Annotated in this window: 17 protein-coding genes; 4 read left to right on the forward strand and 13 right to left on the reverse strand. The window is 74.5% G+C overall.

All coding sequences use genetic code 11. From position 1 onward, the window contains the following. Positions 1–46 precede the first annotated feature (46 nt). From GL259_RS13815 to GL259_RS13825, 3 genes are all read right to left on the reverse strand, one after another. Positions 47–1,369, reverse strand: coding sequence for an MFS transporter (locus GL259_RS13815; RefSeq protein WP_243762563.1), 1,323 nt, complete (start codon positions 1,367–1,369; stop codon positions 47–49). A 178-nt stretch (positions 1,370–1,547) separates the two neighbouring features. Continuing rightward, positions 1,548–2,843 (reverse strand): glucarate dehydratase family protein, encoded by a 1,296-nt coding sequence (locus tag GL259_RS13820; protein ID WP_159532597.1) that lies wholly within the window; start codon positions 2,841–2,843, stop codon positions 1,548–1,550. Beyond that, positions 2,840–3,736, reverse strand: coding sequence for a 5-dehydro-4-deoxyglucarate dehydratase (locus GL259_RS13825; protein WP_243762564.1), 897 nt, complete (start codon positions 3,734–3,736; stop codon positions 2,840–2,842). Before GL259_RS13825 ends, GL259_RS13820 begins: the two co-directional genes overlap by 4 nt. Positions 3,737–3,913: 177 nt before the next feature. Here GL259_RS13825 and GL259_RS13830 point away from each other — a divergent pair, with 177 nt between their 5' ends. Continuing rightward, complete coding sequence (locus GL259_RS13830; protein WP_159532599.1) at positions 3,914–4,720, forward strand: IclR family transcriptional regulator; 807 nt, start codon at positions 3,914–3,916, stop codon at positions 4,718–4,720. A 177-nt stretch (positions 4,721–4,897) separates the two neighbouring features. Further along, positions 4,898–6,280 (forward strand): MFS transporter, encoded by a 1,383-nt coding sequence (locus tag GL259_RS13835; protein ID WP_159532601.1) that lies wholly within the window; start codon positions 4,898–4,900, stop codon positions 6,278–6,280. Positions 6,281–6,347: 67 nt separating this feature from the next. On the opposite strand, the gene GL259_RS13840 is transcribed toward GL259_RS13835, so the two are convergent. The 9 genes from GL259_RS13840 to hrcA all read right to left on the reverse strand — a co-directional run bounded on the left by GL259_RS13840 (position 6,348) and on the right by hrcA (position 16,691). Next, positions 6,348–7,340 carry an adenosine deaminase gene (locus tag GL259_RS13840; protein WP_166461487.1) on the reverse strand — a complete coding sequence of 331 codons (993 nt, stop codon included), beginning with the start codon at positions 7,338–7,340 and terminating at the stop codon, positions 6,348–6,350. A 20-nt stretch (positions 7,341–7,360) separates the two neighbouring features. Further along, positions 7,361–8,266, reverse strand: a complete 906-nt coding sequence (locus GL259_RS13845) for a ribonuclease Z (protein ID WP_159532605.1) — start codon at positions 8,264–8,266, stop codon at positions 7,361–7,363. 6 nt (positions 8,267–8,272) lie between these two features. After that, positions 8,273–8,626: a histidine triad nucleotide-binding protein gene (locus tag GL259_RS13850; protein WP_159532607.1), complete on the reverse strand. Its 354-nt coding sequence runs from the start codon at positions 8,624–8,626 to the stop codon at positions 8,273–8,275. Between the two features lie 52 nt (positions 8,627–8,678). Beyond that, positions 8,679–11,900 carry a S41 family peptidase gene (locus GL259_RS13855; protein ID WP_159532609.1) on the reverse strand — a complete coding sequence of 1,074 codons (3,222 nt, stop codon included), beginning with the start codon at positions 11,898–11,900 and terminating at the stop codon, positions 8,679–8,681. Positions 11,901–11,945: 45 nt separating this feature from the next. Beyond that, entirely contained in the window at positions 11,946–12,500 is a 555-nt protein-coding gene (locus tag GL259_RS13860) for a hypothetical protein (RefSeq protein ID WP_159532611.1), read from the reverse strand. Positions 12,501–12,614: 114 nt separating this feature from the next. Further along, positions 12,615–13,355 carry a 16S rRNA (uracil(1498)-N(3))-methyltransferase gene (locus GL259_RS13865; RefSeq protein WP_159532613.1) on the reverse strand — a complete coding sequence of 247 codons (741 nt, stop codon included), beginning with the start codon at positions 13,353–13,355 and terminating at the stop codon, positions 12,615–12,617. Continuing rightward, positions 13,352–14,425, reverse strand: coding sequence for a nitronate monooxygenase (locus GL259_RS13870; RefSeq protein WP_159532615.1), 1,074 nt, complete (start codon positions 14,423–14,425; stop codon positions 13,352–13,354). Before GL259_RS13870 ends, GL259_RS13865 begins: the two co-directional genes overlap by 4 nt. Before the next feature lie 112 nt (positions 14,426–14,537). Then, positions 14,538–15,674, reverse strand: coding sequence for a molecular chaperone DnaJ (gene dnaJ, locus GL259_RS13875; protein WP_159532617.1), 1,137 nt, complete (start codon positions 15,672–15,674; stop codon positions 14,538–14,540). Then, positions 15,675–16,691, reverse strand: coding sequence for a heat-inducible transcriptional repressor HrcA (gene hrcA, locus GL259_RS13880; protein ID WP_159532619.1), 1,017 nt, complete (start codon positions 16,689–16,691; stop codon positions 15,675–15,677). A 161-nt stretch (positions 16,692–16,852) separates the two neighbouring features. Here hrcA and GL259_RS13885 point away from each other — a divergent pair, with 161 nt between their 5' ends. Further along, entirely contained in the window at positions 16,853–17,587 is a 735-nt protein-coding gene (locus GL259_RS13885; RefSeq protein WP_159532621.1) for an MBL fold metallo-hydrolase, read from the forward strand. 34 nt (positions 17,588–17,621) lie between these two features. Continuing rightward, positions 17,622–18,422, forward strand: coding sequence for a DUF3097 domain-containing protein (locus GL259_RS13890; RefSeq protein ID WP_159532623.1), 801 nt, complete (start codon positions 17,622–17,624; stop codon positions 18,420–18,422). A 14-nt stretch (positions 18,423–18,436) separates the two neighbouring features. Here GL259_RS13890 and hemW read toward each other — a convergent pair whose 3' ends face one another. Next, positions 18,437–19,669, reverse strand: a complete 1,233-nt coding sequence (gene hemW / locus GL259_RS13895) for a radical SAM family heme chaperone HemW (RefSeq protein WP_159532625.1) — start codon at positions 19,667–19,669, stop codon at positions 18,437–18,439. Between the last annotated feature and the right edge of the window lie 46 nt (positions 19,670–19,715).

Genomic DNA, 19,715 nt, shown 5'->3' on the forward strand with positions numbered 1-19,715 from the left:
ACTCCGGAACCGGCCGCCCGGGTCCCGCCGCCCCGCCCCGGCGGGGTCAGGCCGTCGCGGGCCCCGGACGCGCGGTGCGGGCCGCCCCGGGCGCCGTCCCGGGTGCCTCGGGCGCCGCGGCCGCCGGCGGCCTGACGGGACGCGTCCGGATCCGGTCGTTGCGTCCGCCGCCCCGCACCAGGAGCACGCTCAGCGCGGCCAGGAAGCCGACGACGGTGAGTCCGACCAGCCCGCCCTTGGTCGAGCCCGTGGTGTCCTCGATGATCCCGAAGGCGGTGGGGGCGACGAAGCCGCCGAGGTTGCCGATGGAGTTGATCAGCGCGATGCCCGGGGCCGCCGCGCGGGCGTCGAGGTAGCTCTGCGGGATGGTCCAGAAGACCGGGGAGGCGGGCTTGAAGCCCATCGCGGCCAGGCACAGCGCGCCCAGCCCCGCCCAGGGCGAGACGAACACGGCCAGCAGGGTGCCGCAGCCGCCGAGGACGAGCAGGGTGACCAGCACCGGGCGCCGCTTGCCGATGCGGTCCGAGATCCGCCCGCTGACGTACACGGCGGCGATCGCGCACAGCCAGGGCACGGACGTGAGCAGCCCCACCTGGAAGTCGCTCAGCCCGCCGATGTCGTCCACGATCGACGGCAGCCAGAACGTGACCGCGTACAGGGCGACGTTGATCGCGAAGTAGATCCACAGGAAGAGCAGCATCTGGGGGTCGGCGAGCAGCCTCCAGCGGGAGACGCGGCCCGCGGTGCCGCGCCGCGCCTCCCGCGCCTCCTGCTCGGCGTCGATGACGGCGACGAGGCCGGTCTTCTCCTCGTCGGTGAGCCAGTCCGCCCTCTCGATGCCGGAGTCCAGGAAGCGGTAGACCACGAAGCCGAGGACGACGGAGAAGACGCCCTCGATGAAGAACATCCACTGCCAGCCGGCGTGGCCCCAGATGCCGTGCATCTCCATCAGGGCGCCGGAGACGGGGCCGACGATGACCGTCGCGGTGCCCGAGCCCATGAGGAAGACCGAGGTGGCCCGGCCCCGGTGGGAGTCGGGCAGCCAGCGGCTGAAGTAGTAGATGACGGCCGGGAAGAAGCCGGCCTCCGCGACGCCGAGCAGGAAGCGCAGGGCGTAGAACATCTCGACGCTGTCGACGAAGGCCATCGCGGTGGCGACGACGCCCCAGCTGATCATGATGCGGGTGAGCCAGACCTTGGGCCCGTACCGCTCCATCAGGATGTTGGAGGGGACCTCGAAGAGGGCGTACGCGATGAAGAAGATGCCGGCGCCGAGGCCGAACGCGGCGGCGGACAGGCCGACGTCGGCGCGGAGTTCGTCCTGGGCGAAGCCGAGGTTGACGCGGTCCATGTAGTTCGCGACGAACATGACGAAGAACAGGGGGACCACGCGGCGGAAGATCTTGCGGATCGCCGACCGGACGGCGGGCGGGTGGGGCGCTTCGGGGGTCGGGGGCACTGCGGACACGAGCGGCTCCGATCGTGGCAGGGGGGAGGAGGGGTGCGGCGGGGGCGGGCGGCGCCGGCCCCCGCCCCCGCCGGGCGGATCACCAGCGCGGCACGGCCGGCGTGACCCAGTCCGGGTCGGCGGCCCGCATGGCCGCCGCGTCGTCGCGGTCCCTGAGCGAGCCGTCGTCGTCGAGCCAGCGCCGGTGGAGGAGGGCCAGCCGGTCGCGGTCGAGTTCGACGCCGAGGCCGGGCGCGTCGGGGACCCGCACGGTGCCGCCCTCGAAGGTGAGGCGTTCGGTGAGGACGTCCTCCGACTGCCAGGGGTAGTGCGAGTCGCAGGCGTGGTGGAGGCCGGGGACGGTGGCCGCCACGTGGGTCATGGCGGCGAGGCTGATCCCGAGGTGGGTGTTGGAGTGCATGGAGACGTCCACGCCGAAGGTGCGGCAGACGGCGGCGAGCTGCTGGGTGTTGCGCAGCCCGCCCCAGTAGTGGTGGTCGGAGAGGACGACCTGGACGGCGTTCCGGGTGAAGGCCTCCTTGATCTCGGCGAAGGTCGTCACGCACATGTTGGTGGCGAGCGGAACGCCGGTCCGGGCGGCGACCTCGGCCATGGCGGGGGTGCCGAGCGCGGGGTCCTCCAGGTACTCGAGGACGTCCCCGAGCTCCTCGGCGACCCTCAGCGAGGTCTCCACCGACCAGGCGCCGTTGGGGTCGAGGCGCAGGGGGTGCCCGGGGAACGCGGCGGCGAGGGCGCGGACGGCCGCGATCTCCTCGTCCGGCGGGAAGACGCCGCCCTTGAGCTTGAAGGAGGTGAAGCCGTACCGCTCCTTGAAGAGGCGGGCCTGCTCGACGACGCCGGCCGGGTCGAGGGCGGCGCCCCAGTCGTCCTTCTCGGCCGCCACGCCGTCCGGGTGGCCGGCCCACTTGTAGAAGAGGTACGCGCTGTACTCGACGGCGTCGCGCACCTTGCCGCCGAGCAGGGCGTGCACGGGCAGGCCGAGGCTCTTGCCGAGGGCGTCGAGGCAGGCGACCTCGAAGGCGGAGAGCACGGACAGGCGCAGCTTGTCGGCGGTCTGCACGCCGCGCAGTCCCCCGACGTCGACCTGCCCCGAGACGCGGGAGGCGTCGACGGCCACCTCGCCGGCCTCGGCGAACAGCGCGTTCAGGTGGCCGGCCGGGCGGCCGACGAGCTTGTCCGCGAGGGGCTCGGCCAGTTCCAGGTACTTGGTGTCGCCGTAGGTCTCGCCCAGTCCGGTGGTCCCGTCGGCGGTCACCACCTCGACGATCAGCCGGGGGGTGTACGGCTGGTGGACGCCCTGCGTGTTGAGGAGGGGCGGGTCGGCGACGAGGACCGGCGTCAGCCGGACCTCCGTCACGGTCAGGTCGCGGGTCACAGGGCGGCTCCTACGAGGTCGAGTCCGGTGGTGAGCAGGGCCCGGAGGTCGGCCAGGTCGCCGGCCGAGGGGTCGGTGAGGGGGGCGCGCACGGGGCCCACGGGGCGTCCGCGCAGCCGGGCCGCCGCCTTCACCAGCGACACCGCGTATCCGGGGACGCGGTCGCGCAGTTCGACGAACGGGACGTAGAAGCCGCGCAGCAGCTTGTCGACGGTGCCCGCGTCGCCGTCGCGCAGGGCGGCGAAGAAGGCGTTCGCGATCTCGGGGGCGAAGGCGTGGACGGCGGAGGAGTAGGCGGGGACGCCGACGGCGGCGTAGGCGCGGGCCTGGATCTCGGCGGTGGCGGCGCCGTTGAAGAAGAGGAAGCCCTCGGGGGCGGCGAGGGTGAGGCGTTGCAGGCGGTCGAGGTCGCTGTGGCCGTCCTTGAGGCCGATGACGTTCGGGAGGGCGGCGATGCGCCGGAGCGAGTCGGCACTGTAGGCGACCTGGCCGCGCTGGTAGGCGACGAGCGGCAGCCGGGTGCGGGCGGCGATCGCCTCCAGCTGGGCGACGAGGCCGTCCTGCGGGGCGGCGACGAGGTAGTGCGGCAGGACGAGCAGGGCGTCGGCGCCGGCGTCCTCGGCGACGCGGGCGAACCGGGCGGCCTGCGCCCAGCCGTAGCCGACTCCGGCGACGACCGGCACCCGTCCCGCGCTCTCCTCGACGGTGAGGGCGACGACCCGCCGGTACTCGTCCTCGTCCAGCGAGAAGAACTCGCCGGTGCCGCAGGCGGGGAAGACGGCGCCGGGACCGGTGGCGATCTGGGCCGCGACATGGGCGCGGAAGCCGTCCGGGTCGAGGGAGCCGTCGTCGTGGAAGGCGGTGAGCGGGAAGGACAGCACGCCGCCGGCCATCCCGTCCGCCAGGCGTCGCGCCACGGCGGCCGTGCCGCTCGGATCCGTGTCGGGGTTCACCCTCACTCATCTCCCTATGTAGACGTCATCCACGTATGGAGATGAAGATTAGATACGCGAACGAGAGCCCGTCAATGGGTCGGCGCGTACCTCCTCCCACCGGTCTACGATCGGCACATGCCGGAAACAGGGGGCGCGACAGGGGGCGCGACAGGGGGCGTGCGCGAGGTGAAGTCCGCCGCGCGGACGGTGGAGCTGCTGGAACTGCTCGCCGCGCGCGGTGACCGCCCGGCCCGCCTCCAGGAGCTGGCGGACGAGCTCGGCGTGCCGCGCAGTTCGATGTACGCGCTGCTGCAGACCCTGGTCTCCCGCGGCTGGGTCCGCACCGACGTCACCGGCTCGCTGTACGGCATCGGCATCCACGCCCTGCTCACCGGCACCAGCTACCTGGACTCCGATCCGCGGGTGAGGCTGGTGCGCCCGTACCTCGACGAGGCGTCCGAGGCGCTGGGCGAGACGATCCACATGGGGCGGCTGGACGGGTACGACGTGGCGTACCTGGCGACCCGCGAGTCGCACGAGTACCTGCGGACCATCAGCCGGGTGGGGCGGCGGCTGCCGGCGCACGTGGGCGCGCTCGGCAAGGCGCTGCTGGCCGAGCGGCCGGACGAGGAACTGCCCGAGGGCCCCTACGAGGCGGCGACGCCCAACACCCACACCTCGCGGGAGTCGCTGGCGGCCGATCTGGCCCGGGTGCGCGAGCGCGGCTACTCCGTGGACCGGGAGGAGGGCGTGCCCGGGATCGTCGGTTTCGGGTTCGCCCTGCGGTACGACTCCCCCGCGCAGGACGCCGTCAGCTGCTCGGTGCCGGTGGCCCGGCTGACGCCGGAGCGCGAGGAGCGGATCGTGGCCGTGATGCGGGAGATCCGGACGAAGGCGGAGGCGACGGTTCCCGCAGGTGGCGGGTCGGTTCAGTGGAGGTAGCGGAAGCTACTGCCCGGATCCGCGAGCCCCAAACGCAAGAGTGAGTCAGATCACATCCGGCTCACTCCCTCCGCCCTCCCCCGGCTTGATACAAATTGCCCGCGCGTTCCTGTCCGTCGACGGTCGTCGCCCCCACCCCTCCCCGCACCGTCCCTTCCGCATGCCCCGGGAACGCCCGTGTTCGCCCCCCGCACCACTCCCTGGCCGCCCGTCGCCCTCTTCACGGCCGGGTACCTCGCCCCGTACCTGCTGCCGACCACCGTCGGCCGGCTGGAAAGCGGCCTCGGCCTGTCCGCCACGCAGGCGGGAGCCGTCGGCAGCGCGCTGCTGCTGAGCTCGGCGACCGCCGGGTTCCTGCTGGCCTCCCGGGTGGAGCGGGCCGGGGCGCGCACCCTGGCCCGGCTCGGGCTCCTGCTGGCCGCCCTCGGCTACGGCACCGCCGCGCTCACCACCGCCGTGCCGGCCGTCGTCGCCGGCGCGGTCGTGGGCGGGTTCGGCTCCGGCACGGCCACCACCGTCGCCGCCACCCTGATCGCCGCGCTGGGGGCGTCCCCTGCCCGAGCGGAGCCGAGAGCTCGGGGGAGCGATCCGCACAGCGCCTCCACCCTCGGGCTGCTCGGCGTCTCCGCGCTCGCGGGCGTGGTGTACCTGACGGTCCCCCGCCTGCCGGGACACGGCCTCACCCTGGCCGCCGTCGCCCTCACCGCGCTGGCCGTGTGGCCGCTGACCTCCCGTCTGCCCGCCGGCACCCGCGGACCGCGGCGCGCGGGCGCCGGCACGGCCCCCCGGACCGGCTCTGCCCGCCTCCCGCACCGGCGTTCGGGGCTCGTCCTGGCCGGCGCCATGGTGTTCTGGTCGCTCGCCCAGAACGCGCTGTGGGGCGTGAGCGGCCGGATCGGCGTCACCCAGGCGCACCTCACCGAGCCGGTCGTCGGGGTCGTCTTCGCCGTGGCGCTGGGCGCCGGACTGCTGGGCGTGGTGGCGGCGGGCGCGCTGGGGTCGCGGCTGGGGCGGGCGCTGCCCATCGGCGGCGGCACCGTCCTGATCGCCGGCTGCATCGTGCTCAGCGCCTCCGCGACCGGGCTGGGCAGCTTCGCGGCCGGGGAGATCGCCTGGAACACCGTCTACCCGGTGGTGCTGTCGTACCTGATCGGGCTCGCGGCCTCGCTGGACCCGCGCGGGCGCTGGGCCGTGCTGGTCGGGTCGGCGTCCTCGCTGGGCACCGCCGCCGGACCGCTGACCGGCAGCGTGCTGTCCGCGCAGGCCGGGTTCCCCGTCATGGGCGCGGTGCTCGGCGCCGGTCTGCTGCTGGTCGCGCTGCCGATGACCGCCGTCGCCCTGCACACCGGCGGGCGCCCGCTGCTGCCGGGCGCGGTCCGGCGCCGGGGCGGGCACCCGGCCGCCGTGGTCGCCGCCTCCACCGGCACGCCGACGGGCGCGGTGCCCGAGGTCGGCGCCCCGGAGCAGCCGGTGGTGGAGATCCCGGTGGACGGCACCCCCGCGCCCGCCCGGCGCGCCTACGACACGGCGGCGGCGACGCGGGCACCAGGGGGCCGCTGAGCCCGCGCGGGCGACGGCTCCCGGCCGGTCGCCGCCCCTGGACGTCCGAGTGCCCGGGTTCCGGCGGCTAGCCGAAGTCGTACGCCTCCACCTCGGCCAGGTAGCGGGCCCGCCGCTCCTCGTCGTCGTCCAGGAAGGAGGCGAGGAAGGAGTTGCGGGCCAGTTCGCGCAGGCGCTCCGGGCCGAGGCCCAGCGTCCCGCGCACCGCGTCGAAGTTGTCGCCGGCGTACCCGCCGAAGTAGGCCGGGTCATCGGAGTTGACCGTGCACATCAGGCCGGCGTCGAGCATCGCGGGCAGCGGGTGGTCGGCGAGGGTGTCCACCGTGCGCAGCCGGACGTTCGACAGGGGGCACAGGGTCAGCGGGACGCGTTCGCGCACCAGCCGCTCCACCAGCGCCGGGTCCTCCACGCAGCGCAGCCCGTGGTCGACCCGCTCGACACCGAGGACGTCCAGGGCCTCGGTGATGTACTCCGGCGGCCCCTCCTCACCGGCGTGCGCCACGCGCCGCAGCCCGAGCGCGGCGGCGGCCTCGTACACCTCGCGGAACTTCACCGGCGGGTGCCCGACCTCGGCGGAGTCGAGGCCGACGCCGGTGATGCGGTCCAGGTAGGGCCTGGCGGCGTCCAGGGTGGCCATCGCCGACCCGGCGGACTCGTCGCGCAGGAAGCACATGATCAGCCGGGTGGAGACGCCGTGCGTCTCCTCGCTCCTGCCCAGCGCGCGCCACAGTCCCTCGACGACCGTGCCCATGCCGACCCCGCGCGCCAGGTGCGCCTGCGGGTCGAAGAAGATCTCCGCGTGCCGCACGCCCTGCGCGGCGGCGCGGGCGAGGTAGGCGTCGGCGAGGTCCTCGAAGTCCCGCTCGGTGCGCAGCACCGCCATCAGCTCGTAGTACAGGTCCAGGAAGGACTGCAGGTCCTGGAACCGGTAGGCCTCGCGGAGCGCGTCGGTGTCGGCGTAGGGCAGCTCGAGGCCGTTGCGGGCGGCCAGCGAGAAGGCCAGCTCGGGTTCGAGGGTGCCTTCGATATGAAGGTGCAGTTCGGCTTTCGGTACGGGCATCGAAATATCGTACGGCCGTTTCACCGACGCTTCGGAAGCGGCACCCTCAGCAGGTCGTGCGCCACGGTCAGGTCCCCGTCGTATCCGGCGGCCCGTGCCTGCCGCTCGAACTCCGCCGGGTCGGTGTAGCGCTGGCTGAAGTGGGTGAGGACGAGGTGCCGCACGTCCGCGTCGCGCGCCACCCGGGCGGCCTGGCCGGCGGTCAGGTGGCCGTACTCGACGGCGAGTTCCTCGTCCTCGTCGAGGAAGGTCGACTCGACGACCAGCATGTCGCAGCCCTCGGCGAGCGCGTACACCCCCTCGCAGAGCCGGGTGTCCATGACGAACGCGAACCGCTGCCCGCGCCGCACCTCGCTGACGTCCTCCAGCGAGACGCCGCCGAGCGCGCCCTCGCGCTGGATGCGGCCGACGTCCGGGCCCCTGACGCCGTGCGCGGCGAGCCGGTCGGGCAGCATGCGCCGCCCGTCGGGTTCGAGCAGGCGGTAGCCGAACGACTCGACGGGGTGCGACAGCCTGCGCGCCTCCAGCGTGTAGCCGGGGGTGACGGCCAGCGGGCCGTCCGCGTCGACCGGGGCCTCGGTGAGGGCCACGGTCTCGCGGTAGGCGGTGGCGTACCGCAGCCGGTCGAAGAAGCGCTGCCCGGAGCGCGGGTAGTGGGCGGTGACCTCGTGCGGGACCCGGTCGAGGTTGATGCGCTGGATCACCCCGGCGAGGCCGAGCGAGTGGTCGCCGTGGAAGTGGGTGACGCAGATGCGGTTCAGGTCGTGCGCGGCGACCCCGGCGCGCAGCATCTGGCGCTGGGTGCCCTCGCCGGGGTCGAACAGGATGCCCTCGCCGTCCCAGCGCAGCAGGTAGCCGTTGTGGTTGCGGTGCCGGGTGGGGACCTGGCTCGCGGTGCCGAGCACCACCAGTTCGCGTACGGACAAGGCGGCTTACCCGGGGGGCCACTGGAGGCCGCGGCCGCCCAGGACGTGGGCGTGCGCGTGCCAGACGGTCTGGCCGGCGCCGCTGCCGGTGTTGAAGACGATGCGGTAGCTCTCCAGCTTCTCCTCGTCCGCGACGGCCTGCGTCTCGCGCAGCACGTCCGCGGCGAGCTCGGGCGCGGCGGCGGCGAGGGCCGCCGCGTCCTTGTGGTGCGCCTTCGGGATCACCAGGACGTGGGTGGGCGCCTGGGGGTTTATGTCGCGGAACGCGACGGTGGTCTCCGTCTCGCGGACGATCGTCGCCGGAATGGTCCCCGCGACGATCTTGCAGAACAGGCAGTCGTCCTGCGCTTCCCCTGCCATGCGTGTGCCTCCTCACGCGGATGATCTCTCACCCGGCATCGTAGCGGGACGGTCAGTCCAGCGCGGGCGGCGTCTTCGCCGGCGTCTCCTCGAGCGCGGCCAGCGCCAGCCGGACCGCCTCGTCCAGCTGTACGTCCCTGCCCGCCGCGTGGTCCTGCGGCCGCTGCACCACCTCCACGTCCGGGTCCACCCCGTGGTTCTCGACCCCCCAGCCGTACCCCTCCAGCCAGAAGGCGTACTTGGGCTGGGTGACGAGCGTGCCGTCGACCAGGTGGTAGCGGCTGTCGATGCCGATCACACCGCCCCAGGTGCGGGTGCCGACCACCGGGCCGATGCCGAGGGCCCGGATCGCCGCGTTGACGATGTCGCCGTCGGAGCCGGAGAACTCGTTGGCGACGGCGACGACGGGACCGCGGGGCGCGTCGCGCGGGTAGCTCTCCGCCCGCATGCCGCGCGGCAGGTCCCAGCCGACGATCCGCCGGGCCAGCTTCTCCACGACGAGCTGGGAGGTGTGCCCGCCGCGGTTCTCCCGCACGTCCACGACCAGGCCCTCGCGGAGCACCTCGACGCGCAGGTCGCGGTGGATCTGCGCCCAGCCGGGCGCCTGCATGTCGGGGACGTGGATGTAGCCGAGGCGGCCGCCGGACTTCTCGTGGACGTAGGCGCGCCGGTCGGTGACCCAGGCGTGGTAGCGCAGCGGTTCCTCGTCGGCGAGGGGGACGACGACCGCGTGGCGCGGGTCGCCGCCGCCGGCCGGGGAGACGGTCAGCTCGACCGGTCTGCCCGCGGTGCCGACCAGCAGCGGGGCGGGCCCGGTCACCGGGTCGACGGGCTGTCCGGCGACCGCGACGATCGCGTCGCCGGGACGGACGGCGACGCCGGGCGCGGCGAGCGGGGAGCGGGCGTCGGGGTCGGAGGTCTCGGAGGGCAGGACGCGGTCGACGCGCCAGGTGCCGTCCTCGTGGCGGGAGATGTCCGCGCCGAGCAGGCCCTGCCGGGCGCCGTCGCCGTACCCGCCGCGCGGGGTGACGTAGGCGTGCGAGGTGCCGAGCTCGCCCTGCACCTCCCAGAGCAGGTCGACGAGGTCGTCGTGGGTGGCGAGGCGGTCGAGGACGGGGCGGTAGCGGTCGAGGACGCCGTCCCAGTCGACGCCGCTCATGTCCGCCCGCCAGAAGTTGTCCCGCATGATGCGGCCGGCCTCGTCGAACATCTGCCGCCACTCGGCGGCCGGGTCGACGAACTGGCGGACCCGGCCGAGGTCGACGGTGACGTTGGTGTCGCTGTCGTCGTCGCCGGAGGCGCGCCGGTCGCTGGGGACGACCTTCAGCCGCCGGTCGGTCCACAGCAGCACCCGTTTGCCGTCGCCGCTGACCTCGAAGTGGTCGGCGTCCACGGCCAGGTGCTCGAGGCGCTGCTGGGCGAGGTCGTAGCGCTCCAGGTCGGTCTTGGGGTCGGGGTCGTCGGGGGTGGCGCGGGAGGCGCCGAGCACCCCGCGCACCGGGTGGCGCAGCCACAGCACCCCGTCCTTGGCGGCGCGCAGGTTGCTGTAGCGGGCGGCCTCGACCGGGAACGGCACGATGCGGTCGGCGAGGCCCTCGAGGTCGATCCGGGTGGCGGGGGTGCCCTCGCTGTCGGGGGTCTCCTCCCGGTCCGGCGTCTCGAAGGGGCGGCCGTGCCGCTGCGGGCCGAACGGGGACGGGGTCGTCGCCGCGAGGGTGATCAGGTACGGGCGGACGCCCTCGACGAAGGCCAGGTCGAAGACGTGCTCGTCGTAGACCGGGTCGAAGGAGCGGGTCGACAGGAAGGCGAGGTGCTTGCCGTCGAGGGTGAAGGCGGGCGCGTAGTCCTGGAAGCGCAGCGGGGTGGCCTCGGTGACCGACAGGTCGGTGGTGTTGGCGAGGCGGAGCTGGCTGAGCGGGCGCGGGCCGGGGTGGGACCAGGCGAGCCAGGCGGAGTCGGGCGAGAAGACCAGCCCGGAGACGTCGCCGTCCTCGCTGCGGTCGACCTCGCGGACCTCGCCGGTCTCGCGCTCGACGAGCAGGACGCGGCCGTCGTGCGAGGCGACGGCGGCGCGGCTGCCGTCGGGCGCCATGGCGAGCCCCACGACGCGGCCGAGCCGGCCGGCGGCGATGCGGCGCGGGGTGGCGCCCGGGGCGAGGCCGGTGGCGGGGGCGAACTCCAGGGCGTCGTCGCCCTCGGCGTCCGTCACCCACACCACCCACTCCTCGCCGTCCGCGCGGAAGGTGCGCGGGCGGCGGGCCCGGACGCCCGGGGTCGCGGCGAGCGCGCGGGCGGGGCCGGAGCGGTGGGTGACCCAGTGGACGGCGCCGCGGACGCAGACGGCGCTGCCGCGCGCGGTGTGGTCGGGGGACGCGGAGCCGAACCAGCGGGCGGCGTTCACCGGGAACGGCTGGAGGTCGACGCGCTGCCCGCCGAGCCGGACGTCGAGCCGGCGCGGCTCGGCCCCGTCGAGGTCGTCCAGCAGCCACAGCTCGCCGGCGCTGGAGTAGACGACGCGGGTGCCGTCGGTGGCGGCGTGCCGGGCGTAGAAGCCCCCGAGGGGGGTGTGCCGGCGCAGGTCGGATCCGTCGGCGAGGGAGGAGTACAGGGCGCCGGTGCCCTCGTGGTCGGACAGGAACGCGATCCTGTCCCCCACCCACAGCGGGTACTCGACGTTCCCGTCGAGGTCCTCGTGCAGGCGGACGAACTCGCCCGCGTCCTCCCCGTCGCGCCCGCCCCCGTCGATCCACAGCTTGCCCGCCGTGCCGCCCCGGTAGCGCTTCCACCAGGCGGCCTCGCGGCCCATCGGCGCGGACAGCAGCACGGTGTGCGGTCCGTGCGCGACGTCGCCGACCGGGCCGTAGGGCAGGGTGGCGGCCGGACCCCCGTCGAGGGGGACGGCACGGGCCCAGGTCCGGCGCAGGCTGGGCTGGCCGTGGGTGCTGAGCGCCAGCACCTGCCCGTCCGGGGTCCAGCCGCGCACCTGCGTCTTCCAACTCCCCCAGTACGTCAGCCGCTTGGCGGGGCCGCCGGCGACCGGCGCGATGTGCACCTCGGGGGCGCCGTCACGGGTGGAGGTCCAGGCGACGGTGGTGCCGTCGGGCGAGATGCGGGGCTGGTTCACCGGCACGTTGTCGGCGCTGACCCGCCAGGCCCGGCCGCCGTCGAGCGGCGCGAGCCACACGTCGTCCTCGGCGGTGAAGGCGATCAACTCACCGTGCAGGTGCGGGAATCGGAGGTATGCGGTGGATGCGACCGATGCAGGCTGTGTCACCCGATCACCCTACGGGGGCGCCCGCGGCCTGGACAGGGGTTTGGATCACTTGCCCTCGACCGGGCGACACGAGGGGTACCGGTCGCACCACACCGTCGTCGTGACGGTCACGGTGACGGTGGGGTTCGGCCCGCCCTTCGTGGGCTCGCCCACCGGTGGCGCACTGGTGGCGTCGCAGTCGCCGAGGCCGTCGACCCGCAACCGCTGCCTGCCGTCCACCTTCACCGTGATGTTCCCGCGCACGCAGGCGCCGTTCACGGCGTGCGTGACCTTCCCGGTGACGGTGATCTCCTTGCCGTCCTCGGTCTCCCCCTGGCAGTCGACGGAGGCGACGGTGTCCTCGCCCCCGGAGGAGGACGAGGACGACGAGCCCTCCTTGTCGCCGAAGGACGCGGTGCAGCTGAGCCACCGCACCCCGGCCTTGCGCCGGTTGAGCTCCTCGGTCACGGTCTGGTCGGTCGTGTACGCGACCGCCGCGGAACTCAGCCCGCCCGGCTCGCACGCCACGACCCCGCCCACGGCGGCCGCGACGAACCCGGCGACCACCACCGGCCGCCGCCACCGCGCCCCACGCCGAACTCCGTTCGCCAACGCCCCCATGGACGGCAGCCTGCCACCACCGCGGCCGGGACGGTAGGGCGCATACGGCCACTCCCGGCACTCCCGGAGCCCCCGGGCGCCGGTGTGCCGGCGGGCGGGTCCGCGCCGCGGCGGTCAGGACCAGCGGCCGGTGCGGCCCAGGAGCAGGGCCGCGGCCGCCGTTCCGGCGGTGGAGGTGCGCAGCACGCTGGGGCCCAGCCGGTGGGCGCGGGCGCCGGCCTCCTCGAAGAGGGCCAACTCCTCGGGGGAGATGCCTCCTTCGGGCCCGACGACCAGCACGATCTCGCCGGAGGCGGGGAGTTCGGCGGTCGCGAGGGGTTCGGTGCCGCTCTCGTGGAGGACGGCGGCGAAGTCGGCGTCGGCCAGAAGTGAGGCAACCTGCCGGGTCGTCGCCGCGTCCGCGACCTCGGGGAAGCGCACCCGGCGGGACTGCTTGCCGGCCTCGCGGGCCGTCGCCCGCCACTTGGTGAGGGACTTCAGCCCCCGCTCGCCCTTCCACTGCGTGATGCAGCGCGCCGCCGCCCACGGCACGATCGCGTCGACACCGACCTCGGTCATCGTCTCCACGGCCAGTTCTCCCCGGTCGCCCTTGGGCAGCGCCTGCACGACGGTCAGGCGGGGGGACCGGGCGGGCTCCTCGGCGACCTCGCCGAGGGTCACGACCAGGCGGTCCTTGCCCTCCGTGCCGTCCACCTCGCCCTCGGCCCAGCGGCCCGCGCCGTCGGTGAGGACGACGGCCTCCCCGGCCCGCAGCCGCTTCACGGAGACGGCGTGCCGGCCCTCGGGGCCGTCGAGCACGTAACGGCCCGCGCCGTCCGTGTCGAAGTGGTCGACGACGAACACCGGCGCGGTCATCGGGCACCTCCCGCCGACAACGCCGTGCGGGCGGAGGCGAGTTCGGCGACCAGCACCTCCACCAGCCGCCCGGCGGGCAGCTCCCGGGCCATCCGGTGGCCCTGTCCCGCCCACAGCGCCATGCCCTGCGCGTCCCCGGCCCTGGCGGCGGCCCTGCGCAGGGGGGCGGTGAGGTGGTGGACGTCCGGGTAGGCGGCGGGCGCGTACGGGCCGTGCTCGCGCAGGAAGCGGTTGACCAGGCCGCGGGCCGGGCGGCCGGAGAAGGCGCGGGTCAGCTCGGTGCGGACGTACAGGGGGTCGGTCAGCGCCTGCTTGTGCAGGGCGTGTGCGCCGGACTCGTGGGTGGCGAGGAAGGCGGTGCCGAGCTGGGCCGCGGCGGCGCCGGCCGCGAGCGCCGCGGCGATCTGGCCGCCGCGCATGATGCCGCCGGCGGCGACGACCGGGATGCCGACGGACTCCCGGACCTGGGCGATCAGGGACAGCAGTCCGATGCCGGAGCCGTCCGCCTCCGCGGCGTCCCGGTGGGTGCCCTGGTGGCCGCCGGCCTCGACGCCCTGCGCGATCACCGCGTCCGCGCCGGCCCGCTCGACGGCCCGGGCCTCGTCCGCTGTGGTGGCGGTGACCAGGGTGAACGTGCCGACGCGGCGGAGGGATTCCAGGACCTCGCGGGCCGGCACGCCGAAGTGGAACGACACCACCGGCACCGGATCGTCCAGGAGGACGGCGAGCTTGGCGTCGAAGCCGTCGTCGCGGCCGCTGTCGGGGTCGCCGAGCTCGGTCTCGTACCAGGCGGCCTCCCCGGCCAGCTGGTGGGCGTAGACGCCGACGGCGGCGGGGTCGGCCGTCTCCGGCTGGGGCAGGAAGAGGTTGACGCCGAAGGGCCTGGCGGTCAGTCCCCGCAGCTGTTTGATCTCCTGGTACATCCCGTCCGCGGTCTTGTACCCGGCGGCGAGGAAACCGAGCCCGCCCGCCTCGGACACGGCGGCGGCCAGCTGCGGCACGGAGACACCGCCCGCCATGGGGGCCTGCACGATCGGGTGCGGGAGGAGATCGGTCGGTACGGAGGACATGACCGCATGTTTTCACGTCCCCCGCACAAACCCGAATCGGCCCGTCCCCTTGGCCCGGGCCGCTTTCCGGAACACCGCGGGAGCCTGTCCCGGCCCCCGCGGAAGGCTCCGCTCAGCGTCCGTTGAACGCGTCCTTCAGCCGGGAGAACAGGCCCTGCTGACCGGGCTGGAACTGGCCCTGCGGGCGCTCCTCGCCGCGGAGCTTGGCCAGTTCCCGGAGCAGGCGCTCCTGCTCGGGGTCGAGCTTGGTCGGGGTCTGGACCTCGACGTGGACGACGAGGTCGCCCCGGCCCCCGCCGCGCAGGTGCGTGACGCCCCGGCCGTGCAGCGGGATCGACTGGCCGGACTGGGTGCCGGGCCGGATGTCGACCTCCTCCATGCCGTCCAGCGTCTCCAGCGGCACCTTGGTGCCGAGGGCCGCCGCGGTCATCGGGATGGTGACCGTGCAGTGCAGGTCGTCGCCGCGCCGCTGGAAGGTGGGGTGCGGCAGCTCGTGGATCTCGACGTACAGGTCGCCGGCGGGACCGCCGCCGGGCCCGACCTCGCCCTCGCCGGCGAGCTGGATCCGGGTGCCGTTGTCGACACCGGCCGGGATCTTGACGGTGAGCGTGCGCCGGGAGCGGATGCGGCCGTCGCCCGCGCACTCCGGGCACGGGGTCGGGACCACGGTGCCGAAGCCCTGGCACTGCGGGCACGGGCGCGAGGTCATGACCTGGCCCAGGAAGGACCGCGTGACCTGCGAGACCTCACCGCGGCCGCGGCACATGTCGCAGGTCTGCGCGCTGGTGCCGGGCGCGGCGCCCTCGCCGCTGCAGGTGGTGCAGACGATCGCCGTGTCGACCTGGATGTCCTTGGTCGTGCCGAACGCGGCCTCGTCGAGCTCGACCTCGATGCGGATCATCGCGTCCTGGCCCCGGCGGGTGCGCGAGCGCGGCCCGCGCTGCGACGCCGTGCCGAAGAACGCGTCCATGATGTCGGAGAAGTTCCCGAAGCCGCCGGCCCCGAAGCCGCCCGCGCCGCCGCCGCCGGACTGCGAGAGCGGATCGCCGCCGAGGTCGTAGACCTGCTTCTTCTGCGGGTCCGACAGCACCTCGTAGGCGGCGTTGATCTCCTTGAACCGCTCCTGGGTCTTCGGATCCGGATTGACGTCCGGATGCAGCTCGCGGGCGAGTCGCCGGAAGGCCTTCTTGATCTCTTCCTGCGACGCGTCGCGGCGCACGCCGAGTACGGCGTAGTAGTCCGTGGCCACCTATGACTCCGCCAGGATTTGTCCGACGTACCGTGCCACTGCGCGTACCGCTCCCATCGTTCCCGGGTAGTCCATGCGGGTCGGTCCGACCACGCCGAGCTTGGCAACCGCCTCGCCGCCCGAACCGTAGCCGACCGACACGACGGACGTGGAGTTGAGTCCTTCGTGGGCGTTCTCGTGACCGATACGGACGGTCACGCCCGGATCCTTCGCCTCGCCGAGCAGCTTGAGGAGCACGACCTGCTCCTCGAGCGCCTCCAGGACGGGCCGGATCGTGAGGGGGAAGTCGTGTCCGAAGCGGGTGAGATTGGCGGTGCCGCCGATCATCAGCCGCTCCTCGTTCTCCTCGACGAGCGTCTCCAGGAGGGTGGAGAGCACCGTCGAGACGGTACCGCGGTCCTCGGCCTCGAAGGCCTCCGGGAGGTCCTCCACCAGGCTCGGCACGTCGGTGAACCGGCGGCCCGCGACCCGGCTGTTCAGCCGCGCGCGCAGGTCCGCCAGGGACGACTCGCCGAACGGCGCCGGGCAGTCGACCATGCGCTGCTCGACCCGGCCGGTGTCCGTGATCAGCACCAGCATCAGGCGCGCGGGCGCGAGGGACAGCAGTTCCACGTGGCGCACCGTCGAACGGGTCAGCGACGGGTACTGCACGACGGCGACCTGCCGGGTCAGCTGCGCGAGCAGCCGCACCGTACGGGCCACCACGTCGTCGAGGTCGACGGCGCCCTCGAGGAAGTTCTGGATGGCGCGCCGCTCCGGCGGGCTCATCGGCTTGACGCCGGCGAGCTTGTCGACGAACAGCCGGTAGCCCTTGTCGGTGGGGATGCGCCCGGCGCTGGTGTGCGGCTGGGCGATGTAGCCCTCGTCCTCCAGGGCCGCCATGTCGTTGCGGACGGTCGCCGGGGAGACGCCGAGGTTGTGCCGCTCGGTGAGGGCCTTGGAGCCGACCGGCTCCTCGGTGCCGACGTAGTCCTGGACGATGGCGCGCAACACCTGGAGCCTGCGTTCACTGAGCATCGCGCACACCTCCAGTAGCTTCCGCCCGGTAACGTCTCTGGCACTCTTCGCACGCGAGTGCCAGACTTCCCCGGCCCAGTGTACGGCCGGGGGGTACGCACCCGGCAAGGCCGGTCCCGTCCTGTCGCGCTGCGGGGCGTCGTCCCGGATAGCGTCCCGGTATGACCGTGACTTGGGAAGAGGCGGGATGGGAGCAAGTGGCGCCCGGGGTGGGGCGGCGCCGGCTGCCGGTGTGGGACTGCACGGCGGGGCTCGTCGTCGGGTCGGGCGCCGTGCTGCTCGTCGACGCGGGCTCGAGCCTGGGCGAGGGCGCACGGCTGCGGGCCGGGGCGCAGGCGCTCACCGGTCGCCGTGTGACGCATCTCGCGCTCACCCACCCCCACTTCGACCACGTCTTCGGGGCGGCGGCGTTCGCGGGCGCGGAGGTGTTCGGCGCGGTGGGCGTGGACACGGCGCTGGCGGGCCGCGGGCGTGAGGAGCTGCGCGCGGACGCGGTGCGCAACGGGCTGGACGCGCGGGCGGCGGAGGAGGCAGCGGACGCGCTGGTCCGCCCGCGCCACGCGGTGTGCGGCGAGTGGACGCTCGACCTCGGCCTGGGCGGCGGACGGCAGGTGCTGCTGGCGAACGTGGGCCCGGGGCACACCGCCCACGACCTCGCGGTGCTGGTGCCCGGCGACCCGGAGGTGGTCTTCTGCGGCGACCTGGTGGAGGAGTCGGGCGAACCGCAGGCGGGCCCCGACGCCGTGCCGTCCCACTGGCCGGCCGCGCTGGACCGGCTGCTGGAACTGGGCGGCGAGGACGCGCGGTACGTCCCCGGGCACGGGGCGGTGGTGGACGCGGCGTTCGTCCGGGCCCAACGCGACGCCCTGGCGGCCCGCTTCGGCGTGTCGCGCTGATCGCGGCGGGCCGGTTCCTCCTATCGTCGTCGGAATGCGCCAGTACTCCGCCGACCTGACCCCTCCGTGGAAGAAGCCGCAGCCGGTACCGGAGGTCCCGGCCGAACCCGGGCTGGTGGTGGAGGACCCCGGCACCGGCTTCTGCGGCGCGGTGGTCCGCTGCGAGGCCGGCACGGTGACCCTGGAGGACCGCTTCGGCAAGCACCGCGTGTTCCCGCTGGAGCCGAGGGGCTTCCTGCTGGAGGGCCGCGTGGTGACCCTGGTGAGGCCCGCCGCCGGCCCGGTGCGGCCCACCCGCACGGCATCCGGTTCGGTGGCCGTCCCCGGCGCCCGCGCACGGGTGGCCCGTGCGGGCCGCATCTACGTCGAGGGCCGGCACGACGCCGAGCTGGTCGAGAAGGTGTGGGGCGACGACCTGCGCGTCGAGGGCGTGGTCGTGGAGTACCTGGAGGGCGTCGACGACCTGCCGTCCGTCGTCGCGGACTTCTCCCCCGGCCCGGACGCCCGCCTCGGCGTCCTGGTGGACCACCTGGTCCCGGGCAGCAAGGAGTGGCACATCGCCGAGTCGGTGACGAGCGAGCACGCCCTGGTGGTGGGCCACCCGTACATCGACGTCTGGGAGGCGGTGAAGCCGGCCGCGCTGGGCATTCCGGGGTGGCCGCGGGTGCCTCGGGGGCAGGACTGGAAGACGGGGGTGTGCCGGGCCCTGGGCTGGCCGGAGAACACGGGGGCGGCCTGGCGGCACATCCTGTCCCGGGTGCGGTCCTACAAGGACCTGGAGCCGGAGCTGCTGGGCCGGGTGGAGGAACTGATCGACTTCGTCACGGCGCCGTAGCGGCGGCCGGCGGGTCAGTCGACCAGGTCCCGCACCACCGCGTCCGCCAGCAGCCGCCCCCGCAGGGTGAGGGCCGCGCGGCCCCGCTCGTACTCCCCCTGCCGGAGCAGGCCGTCCGCCAGGGCGCGCCGGGCGGCCGCCAGTCCCCGCTCGTGGAGGAGCGAGAGCGGGACCCCTTCCTCCAGCCGCAGTTCCAGCAGGATCCGCTCCACCCGCCGGTCCTCCTGCGACAGCACCTCACGCCCCGCCCCCGGCGACCGCCCCGCCGCCAGCGCCGCCGCGTACGCGCCGGGATGCTTCACGTTCCACCAGCGCACGCCGCCGACGTGGCTGTGGGCGCCGGGGCCCGCGCCCCACCAGTCGGCGCCGCGCCAGTACAGCTCGTTGTGCAGGCAGCGGGCCGCCTCGGAGGTGGCCCAGTTCGACACCTCGTACCAGGCGAAGCCCGCCGCCGACAGGGTCTCCTCGGCGATCAGGTAGCGGTCCGCGTGGACGTCGTCGTCCGTCATCGGGACCTCGCCGCGGCGGATGCGGCGGGCGAGCTGCGTGCCCTCCTCGACGATCAGGGCGTACGCGCTGACGTGGTCGGGCCCGGCGCCGAGGGCCGCGTCCAGCGAGGCCCGCCAGTCGTCGTCGGACTCGCCGGGGGTGCCGTAGATCAGGTCGAGGTTGACGTGCTCGAAGCCCGCCGCGCGGGCCTCGGCGACGCACGCCTCGGGGCGGCCGGGGGTGTGCGTGCGGTCCAGGACCCTCAGCACGTGCTGCCGGGCGCTCTGCATGCCGAAGGAGATCCGGTTGAAGCCGCCGGCCCGCAGGGTCGCCAGGTAGGCCGGGTCGACCGACTCCGGGTTCGCCTCCGTGGTGACCTCCGCGTCCGCCGCCAGCCCGAACTCCTCGCGGATCGCGTCCAGCATCCGCACCAGGTCGCCGGCGGCCAGCAGGGTGGGCGTGCCGCCGCCGACGAACACCGTGCGGACCTCGCGCGGGTCGTCGCCGAGGACCTTGCGGGCCAGGCGGACCTCGTCGGTCAGCGTCTCGGCGTAGTTGTCGCGGGAGGCCAGCACTCCCCCTGTGCCGCGCAGTTCGGTCGCGGTGTAGGTGTTGAAGTCGCAGTAGCCGCAGCGGGTCGCGCAGTACGGGACGTGCAGGTAGAACCCGAGGGGTCGGCCGGCGGCCCCGGCGAGCGCGGACGCGGGCAGCGCGCCGTCGGCGGGGACGGGCTCGCCGTCGGGGAGTGCGGAAGGCATGTGCTCCATTGTCCCGCACCCGCCCGCTTCCTCCCGGCGTCCCCCG

Source organism: Streptomyces sp. Tu 3180 (assembly GCF_009852415.1).
Classification (GTDB): Bacteria; Actinomycetota; Actinomycetes; order Streptomycetales; family Streptomycetaceae; genus Streptomyces.

What these genes read in the sequence shown, in the direction of transcription:
- GL259_RS13870 (WP_159532615.1), bottom strand. Translation starts at nt 14,425, where the DNA reads ATGTCCTCCGTACCGACCGATCTCCTCCCGCACCCGATCGTGCAGGCC.
- GL259_RS13825 (WP_243762564.1), bottom strand. Translation starts at nt 3,736, where the DNA reads ATGGCCGGCGGCGTGCTGTCCTTCCCGCTCACCGCCTTCCACGACGAC.
- GL259_RS13865 (WP_159532613.1), bottom strand. Translation starts at nt 13,355, where the DNA reads ATGACCGCGCCGGTGTTCGTCGTCGACCACTTCGACACGGACGGCGCG.
- GL259_RS13850 (WP_159532607.1), bottom strand. Translation starts at nt 8,626, where the DNA reads ATGGCAGGGGAAGCGCAGGACGACTGCCTGTTCTGCAAGATCGTCGCG.
- GL259_RS13830 (WP_159532599.1), top strand. Translation starts at nt 3,914, where the DNA reads ATGCCGGAAACAGGGGGCGCGACAGGGGGCGCGACAGGGGGCGTGCGC.
- GL259_RS13860 (WP_159532611.1), bottom strand. Translation starts at nt 12,500, where the DNA reads ATGGGGGCGTTGGCGAACGGAGTTCGGCGTGGGGCGCGGTGGCGGCGG.
- GL259_RS13885 (WP_159532621.1), top strand. Translation starts at nt 16,853, where the DNA reads ATGACCGTGACTTGGGAAGAGGCGGGATGGGAGCAAGTGGCGCCCGGG.
- GL259_RS13815 (WP_243762563.1), bottom strand. Translation starts at nt 1,369, where the DNA reads ATGTTCGTCGCGAACTACATGGACCGCGTCAACCTCGGCTTCGCCCAG.
- GL259_RS13840 (WP_166461487.1), bottom strand. Translation starts at nt 7,340, where the DNA reads ATGCCCGTACCGAAAGCCGAACTGCACCTTCATATCGAAGGCACCCTC.
- hemW (WP_159532625.1), bottom strand. Translation starts at nt 19,669, where the DNA reads ATGCCTTCCGCACTCCCCGACGGCGAGCCCGTCCCCGCCGACGGCGCG.
- hrcA (WP_159532619.1), bottom strand. Translation starts at nt 16,691, where the DNA reads ATGCTCAGTGAACGCAGGCTCCAGGTGTTGCGCGCCATCGTCCAGGAC.
- GL259_RS13890 (WP_159532623.1), top strand. Translation starts at nt 17,622, where the DNA reads ATGCGCCAGTACTCCGCCGACCTGACCCCTCCGTGGAAGAAGCCGCAG.